Raw genomic sequence first — 10,831 nt, forward strand, 5'->3', positions numbered from 1 at the left:
GGGACGCCGCCGGTCTGCCGCACCTGCCCTCCTACCGGTTCCACCTGGGGCGCGCCCTCCGACCGGCTCCACCCGGGGCGCGGCCAAGGTAAGCCCAAAACCCACAAACGCGATCTTGATTGAGCGAGTCGATGCAGGTCGGCCGCATTGCTCCTGGGACCCCGAGAGGTGGCGCGCGTCCGCCGGAGGCGCTCGGCTCACTGGTCCGTCACGGGGCCGGCCCGCGACCTCGCCGGCTGGAAACGAGTCGGAGCCGGCGACCGATGACCCCATTGAGTGTGGCCTTCCCGGCACGGAGGTTCCGGGGGAGGGGGCGGGAGGACGCCGGAGAGCGCGCTGGAGGTGACGGTTCTGGCCGGACGGGACGATCTCACCCCGGCGGGCGCGAACGCCGAGGCCGTGGCCGGTGAGCGGCACGTGGCCGCCGAGCCCCTCGCCGTCGCCGGTAAGCGGTACGCGGCCTTCATCTCCTATTCGCGGAGCGCCCGGGGAGCGTTCGCCCCCGCCATCCAGCGGGGGCTGCAGCAGCTGGCCAGGCCCTGGCATCGCCGGCGGGCGCTGGAGGTCTTCCGGGACACGACCGGCCTGGCAGTCACCGCGGAGCTGTGGCCCAGCATCCGCTCCAACCTCGACAGGTCCGCCTGGTTCGTCCTCCTGGCTTCACCGGAGTCCGCCCGGTCCAGGTGGGTCGGCAAGGAGATCGGCCGGTGGATCGAGGTCAAGAGGCCACAGACGATCATGATCGTGGTGACCGACGGGGGCTGCGTCTGGGACGAGGCGGCCGGCGACTTCGACCGCGCGGCCTCCACCGCCGTCCATCCGGCGCTGCACGGCGTCTTCGGCGTCGAACCCCGCTACCTGGACATGAGATGGGCGCACGAGGACGTCCATCTGACCCTGCGGAACGCGTCCTTCCGCGGCGCGATCGCGGAACTGGCCGCGCCCATGCACGGCCTCGCCAAGGACGAGCTCGAAGGCGAGGACGTCCGGGCGCAGCGCCGGAGGGTCCAGGTGATCACCGGCTCGGTGCTGGCGATGGCGGTGCTGCTCGTCCTGTCCGTCGTGGCGGGCCTGATCGCGGTCCAGCAGCGTGACCTGGCGGAGGTCAGGCGCCAGGACGCCCTGTCACGCCAACTGGCGGCGCGGAGCGAGAACCTCGACGACACCGACCCCGTCCTGTCCCGGCTGCTCGCCGTGGCCGGGTGGCGGATCACGCAGACACCGGACGCCCACGCCGGTCTGCTGAACGCGCTCGCCAACCCCTCGGTGGGCGGTTTCCCCGGCCACAGCGGGAAGCTCAACGGAGCCGCGTTCAGTCCTGACGGCCGGTCCCTCGCCACGACGGGGGAGGACGGCACGGTCAGGTTGTGGGATCCCGTCACCCGTCGGCAGCTCGGGCAGCCCCTCACCGGCCACAGCGGCCCGGCCCAGGACGTGGCGTTCAGCCCCGACGGCCGGTCCCTCGCCACGACGGGGGAGGACGGCACGGTCAGGTTGTGGGATCCCGTCACCCGTCGGCAGCTCGGGCAGCCCCTCACCGGCCACAGCGGCGCGGTCTACGGGGTGGCGTTCAGCCCCGACGGGCGGACGCTCGCCAGCGCCGGGGTCGACGGTTCCGTCAGGTTGTGGGACCCCGCCACCCGCCGCGGGCTCGGGCGTCCGCTCGGCAACCCCGGTCCGGTGTACGACGTGGCGTTCGGCCCCGACGGCCGCACCCTCGCGACGGGAGGCAACGACAAGGTCGTCTGGCTGTGGGACGCGGTCACCCGCCGCCGGCTCGGCCGCCCGCTCTCCGGGCACACCGAGACGGTGCTGCGGGTGGCGTTCAGTCCCGATGGGAAGACGCTGGCCAGCGCGGGGGACGACGGCACGGTCAGGCTGTGGGATCCAGTCACCCACCGGCAACTCGGGAAGGCCCTCACCGGCCACACCGACAACGTCATCTGGGAGGTGAGATTCAGCCCCGACGGCCGGTCCCTGGCCAGCGTGGGAGGCGACGGCACGGTCAGGCTGTGGGATCCGGCCACCCACCGGCAACTCGGGGAGGCACTCACCGGCCACACCGACCAGGCCAGGGCCATGGCGTTCAGCCCCGACGGCGGGACCTTGGCCAGCGCGGGTAACGACGGCATGATCAGGCTGTGGAATCCCGCCGTCCGTCGCCAGCTCGGGTGGCCCCTCACCGGTCATGCCGGCCCGATCAGGGCGTTGACCTTCAGCCCCGACGGCAGGACCCTCGCCACCGCCGGGGACGACAAGACGGTCAGGCTGTGGGACCCCGTCACCCGTGAGGAGACCGCCGCGCCGCTCACGGGTCACACCGACGCCGTCCTGGGGGTGGCGTTCAGCCCGGACGGCCGTGTGCTCGCCGGCGCCGGAGGGGACCGGACCGTACTGCTCTGGGACGCCACCACCGGGCGGCGGATCGGGGCGCCGCTCACCGGGCACTCCGGCCCGGTGTACGACGTGGCGTTCGGTTCCGGCGGGCGGGTCCTGGCAAGCGCGGGCGCCGACGGGACGGTCAGGCTGTGGGACGTGCGGACGCACCGGCCGCTGGGCCAACCGCTCACCGGGCACACCGACACGATCTGGACGGTGACCTTCAGCCCCGACGGAAGGACCCTCGCCACCGGCGGCCTCGACACCACGATCAGGTTCTGGGACGCCGCCACCGGGCGGCGGATCGGGGCGCCGCTCACCGGGCACCCCGGTCCGGTGTACGACCTGGCCTTCAGCCCCGACGGCAGGACCCTCGCCGGCGCCGGAGTCGACGGGACGGTCAGGTTGTGGGACGTGCGGACGCGCCGGCCGCTGGGCCAACCGCTCACCGGGCACACGGGCACGGTGTTGCGGGTGGCGTTCAGCCGGGACGGACAGCTGCTCGCCAGCACCGGGGTCGACGGGACGATCAGGTTCTGGGACCCCGAGGCGTACCGGCAGATCGGCCGGCCGATGACCGGCTCCGGCGGCTCGTCCCTGGGGGTGGTGTTCAGCCCCGACGGCCGTACCCTCGCGACCGCGGGCGAGGACGGCGCCGCGCGGTTGTGGGGGACCGCGGCGGCGGCCGACCCGGTGGCGCTGCTCTGCGCGACGGCGGGCCGTACTCTCACCGACGCCGAGTGGAGCCTGTACCTGAAGGACGAGCCGCGCCGGCCCATCTGTCCATAGTGCGGTGATCGGAAAGGTTCACCGGGTCTGACCGGTTACGCCACCAGGCGTCGGGGGTGGTGCCGGCCCGACAAAGGTTTCCGGCCACGGCCTTACGACCTCGTGCATGATCAGCCGTGGCCTCTGAGGTCCTGGTCCGTCGGGCCCCCGACCCACCTGGCACGGGCAGCCCCTTGAATGGGCCTATGCCATCGGTGATCTGCCTGGCCGCGCCGGCGCTCCTGGGGCTCATCGTGGTCCAGCGCGAGCGACTCGTGCACGCCCTGCGGGAGCGCAACGACGTACTGGAACGCGCCCACGAGCTGACCGCCTCACGGGCCCGACTGCTCGAACGTTCCCGGATCGCCCAGGAGATGCACGACCTGATCGGCCACCGGCTCGGCCTCATCTCCCTGTACGCCGGAGGGCTGGAGCTGAGCGCCGCTCCTCCGCTGGCCGAGCGCGCACGACTGGTGCGGGAGCACCGGGCGGTACGGATAGCCGCGCATCGGCTGGTCCGCGAGGCGCTGACCAACCTCCATCGGCACGCGCCTGGAGCGGCGTGCCGGGTGGAGGTGCGGCACGAGCCGCACGAGCTGGTCCTCGCCGTGGAGAACGGGCCCTCGCCCGGCACGGCCGACAGCGGGTCGGGGAGCGGCCTGGCCGGGCTCGGGGAGCGGGTACGCCTGCTGGGCGGCACGTTCACCGCCGGTCAGCCGCCCGGAGGCGGCTTCCGGATCCTGGCCCGGTTGCCCTGGGACGGAGCCGCCTGCACCGGATCGGCGGTGAGCCCGCCCCACCTACGCCGACCGCCCTGCCGCACGGCAGCTCGCGTGCCGGGCTCGCGCTGGCGCACGCGGCCGGGACAGCGGCGGTGGCGGTGCTCCTCGGCACCGCCCTGGCCTACCTGCCGTTGCCGTCACGGGCAACCATGATCGACATCGGGATGGCCGACACCGCGCTGCGCCGCGCCGTCGGGACGTCGGAGCCGATCGCCGAACTGGCCGCCGCCGGCCACGAGCCGCCCCGCCCCGAAGGCACCCGCTGCTGGTACTTCTACGCCGGCTACGACATCACCGCCGACCCGGTCCGCATCGTCCGCTACTGCCTGGCCGGCGAGCGCATCGTGGACAAGCGGCTCATCAGCGTGCGCGTGGGCCTGGAGAATGACGTGCGCGTGGGCCCGGGAGAATGAGCGGCATGCCTATCCGCGTCCTGCTCTCCGACGACGAAGCCCTGCTGCGCACCGGTGTCCGTCTGATCCTGGAACACGCCGACGACATCGCGGTCGTGGCCGAGGCATCCGACGGCGCGGAAGCCGTCGCCGCCGCCCTGAAGCACCAGGTGGACGTGGCGCTGCTGGACATCCGCATGCCCGGCATGGACGGCCTGGCCGCCGTCGCCGAACTGTCCCGCACCGTCCCAACCGTCAAGTCCATCATGCTGACCACGTCCGGCGAGGAGGAGAACCTCGCCGGCGCGCTGCGAGCGGGCGCGGCGGGCTTCCTCCTCAAGGACACCGGCCCGCAAGAACTCGTCCACGCCGTGCGCACCGTCGCCGACGGCCACGCCATCCTCGCCCCACAGCTCACCCGCCGCATCCTCGACCGCTACCTCCAGCGCGAGAACCGACGGGCCGGCGAGCTCATCGCCGTCCTGTCCGAGCGGGAGCGCGAGGTGCTCGTGCTGGTCGGCGCCGGTCACTCCAACGCCGAGATCGCCAAAGACCTGTTCATGGGCGAGGGCACGGTCAAGACCCACGTCAGCCGCATCCTCACCAAGCTCGGCTGCGGCAATCGAGTCCAGGCGGCGATCATCGCCCACGACGCCGGAATCCTGCCCGATCGTTGACACGCAAGACCCGATCGGCAGATGTGCGGCCACCCCGGCGTTCTCCAAGCTTGAAAGCACGTTCCCGACCGTCACTGGCCTGCTGGCCGCTTCCTCCATGGGCCTCGGCCTGCTCACTCCGCTGTCCGCCGCCCCCGAATGGTGCCCCACCGTTCCCGGCCACACCGTCGAGTGCGGCAGCGTGGGAGCGCCCGCTCCTGTCCGGCCGCCCCGAACTCGGCACCACCTCCGTCGGATACGCCCTGGTACGGCGGGGCCGCCACGCCCAGCCCGCCGCCGGAACCGTGATGGTGAACCCCGGTGGCCCCGGCCAGAGCACGATCGGTGTGACCGCGCAGTTCACCGCCGTCCTCGCCCCTCTCATCTCCGACCACGACCTGTTGCTCATCGACACCCGCGGTACCGGTCACTCAGGCCCGATCACCTGCGGCACCAGCCAACCCTACGGACGCTCCTCGGTCGACGCCGTGGCCGCCTGCGCCGCGAAGCTCGGCCCCAAAGCCGCCGCGTACACCAGCACGGCCATCGCCGACGACTTCGAGGCCGTGCGCACCACGCTCGGCATCGAGAAGGTCTCGCTGTACGGCCTGTCCTACGGGACCTACCTCATGTCCATCTACGCCCAGCGATACCCGGCCGCCGTCCGCTCGATCGTGTTGTCCGGAGGCATCCCGCTCAACAACGACCCGCTCTGGCGCGACACCGGCCAGGCCGGCTCCGACAACCTCCGCCTGGTCTGCGCGCGCAGTCGCGCCTGCGACGGCGCCGCCGCCGTACGAGACCTGACCACGACGGCGAAGCGCCTGCGTGCCAAGCCCATTACGTTCACCGCCGGCGGCAAGAACACCACCTTCGGCGAGCCGGAGCTGTCCATCCTGGCCGGCAGTGGTGCCTCCTCCATGCTCGGCGCCCAACCGGGGATCGTCCCGACCCTCGGCAAGCTACCCAAGGCCCTGCACGCCTCGGTCCGCGGCGACTACACCCGGCTCAAGGAGCTCGCATCGGCGCTTTTCTTCCAGTCCGACGATGACGCCGCCCTCCACACCGCCGTGACCTGCAACGACTACCGCCGTCCCTGGTCGGTCGAGGCGTCGCCCACCGAGCGTGAGCGGCAGTTCGAGCGTGCCTTCCGTGCGGCGCGCGGTCAGTTCGGCGCCTTCCGCCCGCTCGGCCACGGTGCCTCGACCATGACCTCCGCCTGCCTGAAGTGGCCGGCCCACCGGCCCTACACCTCGACCGGGCACTTCCCCGACGTGCCCGTCCTCGGCGTCGCCGCCGACCTCGACGCCACAACCTCCGTACACGCCACCCGTCAGGCCGCCCGCCAGTACCGCGACGCCACCTTCCTCAAGGTGCCCAACATGGGGCACGTGGCCGAATACGACCCGAGCGGCTGCGTGGCCGGGATCACTTCCGGATTCATCCGCCACGGCAAGCTCGGCGACACCGCATGCCTGGCCGCGATCCCGCCCGTGAAGGTGGAGCCGGTGACAAACTCGAAGCGGTGACCCGCCCCCAGGTACGGCGCCACCTGAGAAGTAACCCCTGAGTTCCGGCAGGCCTCTCCATGCTGGTCCGCCCCAGGACCACCTCGGAGGAACCGCCGCCGGACTCGGGTGGCGTCCACCGCCGCGACGGCCGCATCTACGGGTGGGCCGCCCAGCGCGGCGTCCCCGTCGGCATGAACGCCGGCGGCCTGTGGTTCTCCGGCGCGGACGCCCCCTGGCTGTCGGACTGGGACCGGATGGTGTTCGCCACCTGCCGGCCCAGCTACCACATGCGGCAGAACCCGGTCGGGCAGTGGGCGCTCCGCGCGGTGCCCACCGTGGAATCCGGTAACTGACAGCGGGGAGACCGAGGATCCTGACGGGCACGGCCCCTTTCAGGGAAGCCACTCCTGAAGTCCGGTGAGATGCCCGAGTTCTGACTCGATGCGCTGCCTGTCGCTGGTGGTGAGCTCCAGACCGCGCAAATCGGCGCTCCATGGATCGGTGGGCTCGCCGAGGACCATGGCCAGGTCAATGAGGTGGCACAGGGCGATGGCCCGCTCGACCACCGGGGCGTCCGCGCCATGCCTGCGCACCGCGGACTTGAGCGCGCGGAAAGCCTGCAGGTCGTCATTCTTGAACTCGCGCAGAATCCGGGCGTTGTCGAGCGCCTTGGCCAGACCTGTCAGCTTCTTCGAGCCGCCGTACTCCACGTCGGCAGGCTCGCCACGCTGGATGAATATGATCGAGTTCCCGGACGGATCGATCAGTGTGAACCGGGACGCGCCTGGCCGGTAGCGGGTGATCCGCGGCAGGCCTGAACTCAGCACCTTGCCATAGACCTGGCGCATCGCCGCGACGAACGCCGCGTGGTACGGCGCCACGGCGTCGACCATGACCAGGCACCCTCCGGACTCCTCCCGGGCCGGATCCAGACTCTTGGGCGCCGGACCGAAGTGCAGTTGGAATCCGCTCCACTGCAGCGCCAGGTAGACATAGGGCTTGCTCTGCTTGTGGGTCGCCTGGAACCCCAGCGCCTCGTAGAACGCCAAGGTCTCCTCGACCGACGCGCACGGCATCAACGGCACCGTCGTCTCGTTCGGCCGAACCGAAATCTCACTCACGTCATTCCACCTCCCAGGTCGTCCGACGATGCTTGCACCCTGCGGCGAACCTCGCACATGGATCGTTCCAGCGAGTCAGGCATTCGTGAGGTATATCGAACTAAAGGGCATACCACCGGAATGCGGCGGAAACAGGCCACCCCTTTTTTTGACCTGCGGCATTGCGTTCCTGGAGGTGCTGCTGTCAGGTATCCGCGGTCCGCCCGCCCACCGTTCCACATGGCCACCTCGGGTGACACCGGCCACCGTTTTGGCCATGTTGGCCGGCACACGGCCAGATACCGCGTCACCTCACAGACCGCGAAGAACAGCTGTTGGGGTGTCACGGGAATACGGCTGAAACGGGCCGTCGGAGAATGACCAAACAGAAATCGGTGCACTGTCCGGTGTTTGGCCATCCGGTGTATGGCCAAAGGGCAACGCCGGCGCGCCACCTCCGGTCAGGCATCCTGGGCCGGGTCGCGGTCGGTCTCCTCGCGGATCAGACGGCCGGTCCCCTCCGCTGTCGTCTCCAGCCGTCACCCGTCCGGCCACACATGGGCGGCCGCAGGATCGACCACCACAGCCCCACCCAGCCGAGGGGTTTCGGTGAAGGTCGCCTCGTGGAAATTGGCGTACCCGGTGAAGGTCGCCTTGTTGAACCAGGCGCCCCTGGTGAAGGCCGCCCTGGTGAACCCGGCGTCGGTGACGTGGCCGTCGGTCAGGTCGAAGTCGATGAGGGTGGCACCGGTCAGGTCCAGGCGCATCCCCTCCCAGAAGGTCGGTGCGGCCGGGAGGGTGGAGCGCTGGTCTGCGGGGCGTTAACAACAGGCACATCGACTCGGGAGGAAGGACGGCGCGGCAGTAACGGCATGTCCTCCATTCCAGCCGCCCGCGGCCCACATCCGTCCGGACGCTACATGATCGTTATCGGGCAGCTCGGACAGAGCCGACGCACTGTCCGGTATGACGCCGAAACATCGCAGGCAGCGGCTGCTACCGCCAAGCTCCCCGAAGGCCGGCGGCCGGCCGTCACTCGGGGCGGAGGTTGGCGGGGAGTGCGGCGGCAGGAGTGAAGCCGAGCGAGCCCACGTTGAGTCCCGGATCGAAGCTCTGGCTTTGGCCTGGCAGGACTACGGCCAGGGGCACCACTGGTCCCGGCAGTTTCGGCCGCTCCAGAGCACCACTCCGGCCGATGTCTCGTTGCGCACGCCGGTGACCACGGTGTCGTCCGGGAGGTTGTGGCACTCGTCGTCGAGCGGGATGACGATGGTCTCGGATCCAGTGGTCAGGGTGACGGTGTCGCTCATGTCGTTCCCTCTCCTGTTCCGCCGCAGGGAGCGTGCGCGTGCACGCCCTGGGCGTCACGTTCCAGTGGGAAGAACTCGCCTCCGGGACCGTCACCGGCTCCCGGGAATGCGCGGCGACCAGGACACGGGCACAGTCCCCGTGGCCGGCGCGGCTGAGATCGAGTTTGCTCAGCGCGCCGGGACTGTTGCGTGCAGGAACCGGATCAGCAGGTCCGTCACTTCGGCGGGCCGCTCCAGGTTGGGCAAGTGACCCGCCCAGGGCAGCTCCCGGTGACGGGCATCGGCAAGTCGTTCCGGTAGCCGGGCGGCGATCTCCTGGAAATCCGCCAGGTCGTGGCCACCGGACAGAACCAAACACGGGGCCTTGATCAGCGAGAGATCCACCTCCGCCTCGGTCGGTGCGAACTCCTCCGCCGCGGCCAACTGCACATCGAACGCGCGTCGCTGCATCCGGCGGACCCGCTCTCGAACCGTGTCATCGGCCTCGGGGCCCAGCCAGTTCTCCACATTCAGATCAACGGCCCCCGCGATGTCACCGGCTTCGATCAGCGCCTCCTCCCGTTCGGCGAAGGATCGCAGCACGTCGCTGGGCACGTGCCCGGGTAGAGCGGAACAGAGCAGCACCAGGGCCGTGACCATGTCTGGCTGACGGGCGGCCACCTCCATGGCCACCTGCCCGCCGTACGAGGACCCCACCAGCGCCGCCCGTTCGATGCCGAGGCTCCCGAGCAGATCCACGACATCCTCGGCGTTGTCGTACGGGCGGTCCGCCACCGGGGTCTCGCCGAACCCACGGAAATCGCAGCGGACCACCCGGTATCCTGCATCGAGCAGGACCGACCACTGTGGATCCCACATGCGCCGATCGCACACCCCGGAATGCAACAGCACCAGCACGGGGCCATCGCCAGCCATGTCATAAGAGAGCGTCATCCAGCAGACCTTAGGCGGAATCACGCTCGGCGGCATGTCGATATCGCCGCCGATCTTCGTACGCCCCAGGTCCATGAACCCGGTGAACCTTCCCGATCAGCTCACCTCGTCGCACCACGGACGATCATCTAACCGCACCCACCGTGATCATCTATCAGACAGGCTCTAGTCGTGCGTGGCGAGGAGGATTGCCGACCCCGCTACGTCCTGAAGGATGATCAGGTCCTCGGGAAGCATGGGCTGCGCGTGAAGAGGCCGAGGGGTCAGCGGTTGTCTGAACAATGTGACCGGGACCGATTCCAGGCCGAGTCGAAGAGCCACGGCAATCCTGTGGTTGCCGTCCAGCGTCCCGAACTCCTCGTTGAACCCAAGGGAAAGCGGTGTGAGGATCCCGCGCTCTCCGATGTCAACCGTCAACGCGTCCAGATGACGTGGCGTGTCGACGAGCGCGGAGTCGACGGTCTCACGATCGCATGCGCGGTATCGCACGACGAGAGCAGTTGGTAGGTGAACCGGTGAGAGCGACATCTGGACATCGTGACCGATAAGCAGCCTCACTGGCGTCAGTGCCGCCGGATGGTGTGTGCAGCGGGGGTTGTGGGCGGTCAGGGACCTCTCCAGGCAGGCGGCCGGCCTGATCCAGGCTGGCCGCCACGAGTTCTCCTGACCGGCGGCCACACCGGGCGCGGAGCGTTCTGTTCACGACCCAGTGCATGGTCCGGAACGGATCCGGCACCGTTGATGTCGCCTCTTTTCAGCGTTCAGGGCTCCGCGCCTGCGGGCTGGCATCGTCGCGGCGTCCCCGGCTCCACTGCTGGACGATCTTGCTAGTTGATCGTGGTATCCGCGGAGGGAAGATCTTGAATTTTCGTCGTATCAGCATCATGACCGCCCCCCTGCTGGTTGCAGCGGCCATCGCCCTGCCGGTCACGGCCGCCCACGCGTCCGGGATGTCGCAGACGGCGACGGCCCAGGTGGCCGCCGACTCCTGCAGCAGGGC

General features: G+C 70.2%; 11 protein-coding genes. 6 read left to right on the plus strand and 5 right to left on the minus strand.

Features of this window, described 5'->3' with window-relative positions; genetic code table 11:
- Nucleotides 1-342: 342 nt before the first annotated feature.
- The 6 genes from ACWDS7_RS10770 (at nucleotide 343) to ACWDS7_RS10795 (ending at nucleotide 6,841) form a co-directional block, all read left to right on the plus strand.
- Nucleotides 343-3,168, plus strand: coding sequence for a hypothetical protein (locus ACWDS7_RS10770; protein WP_451929072.1), 2,826 nt, complete (start codon nucleotides 343-345; stop codon nucleotides 3,166-3,168).
- Between the two features lie 185 nt (nucleotides 3,169-3,353).
- On the plus strand, nucleotides 3,354-4,082 hold the full coding sequence (locus tag ACWDS7_RS10775) for a sensor histidine kinase (protein ID WP_451929073.1): 729 nt from the start codon (nucleotides 3,354-3,356) through the stop codon (nucleotides 4,080-4,082).
- A complete protein-coding gene (locus ACWDS7_RS10780; RefSeq protein ID WP_451929074.1) occupies nucleotides 4,079-4,342 on the plus strand; it encodes a hypothetical protein in 264 nt (87 codons plus the stop codon). Before ACWDS7_RS10775 ends, ACWDS7_RS10780 begins: the two co-directional genes overlap by 4 nt.
- 5 nt (nucleotides 4,343-4,347) lie before the next feature.
- Nucleotides 4,348-4,998, plus strand: a complete 651-nt coding sequence (locus tag ACWDS7_RS10785; protein ID WP_451929075.1) for a response regulator — start codon at nucleotides 4,348-4,350, stop codon at nucleotides 4,996-4,998.
- Nucleotides 4,999-5,285: 287 nt separating this feature from the next.
- A complete protein-coding gene (locus ACWDS7_RS10790; protein WP_451929076.1) occupies nucleotides 5,286-6,506 on the plus strand; it encodes an alpha/beta fold hydrolase in 1,221 nt (406 codons plus the stop codon).
- A 59-nt stretch (nucleotides 6,507-6,565) separates the two neighbouring features.
- On the plus strand, nucleotides 6,566-6,841 hold the full coding sequence (locus ACWDS7_RS10795; RefSeq protein ID WP_451929077.1) for a hypothetical protein: 276 nt from the start codon (nucleotides 6,566-6,568) through the stop codon (nucleotides 6,839-6,841).
- 39 nt (nucleotides 6,842-6,880) lie between these two features.
- On the opposite strand, the gene ACWDS7_RS10800 is transcribed toward ACWDS7_RS10795, so the two are convergent.
- From ACWDS7_RS10800 to ACWDS7_RS10820, 5 genes are all read right to left on the minus strand, one after another.
- Entirely contained in the window at nucleotides 6,881-7,609 is a 729-nt protein-coding gene (locus ACWDS7_RS10800; RefSeq protein ID WP_451929078.1) for a glyoxalase, read from the minus strand.
- Between the two features lie 518 nt (nucleotides 7,610-8,127).
- Nucleotides 8,128-8,355, minus strand: a complete 228-nt coding sequence (locus tag ACWDS7_RS10805) for a pentapeptide repeat-containing protein (RefSeq protein WP_451929079.1) — start codon at nucleotides 8,353-8,355, stop codon at nucleotides 8,128-8,130.
- Between the two features lie 366 nt (nucleotides 8,356-8,721).
- Nucleotides 8,722-8,898 carry a hypothetical protein gene (locus ACWDS7_RS10810; protein ID WP_451929080.1) on the minus strand — a complete coding sequence of 59 codons (177 nt, stop codon included), beginning with the start codon at nucleotides 8,896-8,898 and terminating at the stop codon, nucleotides 8,722-8,724.
- A gap of 168 nt (nucleotides 8,899-9,066) precedes the next feature.
- Complete coding sequence (locus ACWDS7_RS10815) at nucleotides 9,067-9,906, minus strand: alpha/beta fold hydrolase (protein ID WP_451929081.1); 840 nt, start codon at nucleotides 9,904-9,906, stop codon at nucleotides 9,067-9,069.
- A gap of 90 nt (nucleotides 9,907-9,996) precedes the next feature.
- Nucleotides 9,997-10,359, minus strand: a complete 363-nt coding sequence (locus ACWDS7_RS10820) for a hypothetical protein (protein WP_451929082.1) — start codon at nucleotides 10,357-10,359, stop codon at nucleotides 9,997-9,999.
- Nucleotides 10,360-10,831: the final 472 nt, after the last annotated feature.

The sequence above is a fragment of the Streptosporangium sp. NPDC003464 genome (assembly GCF_053588315.1).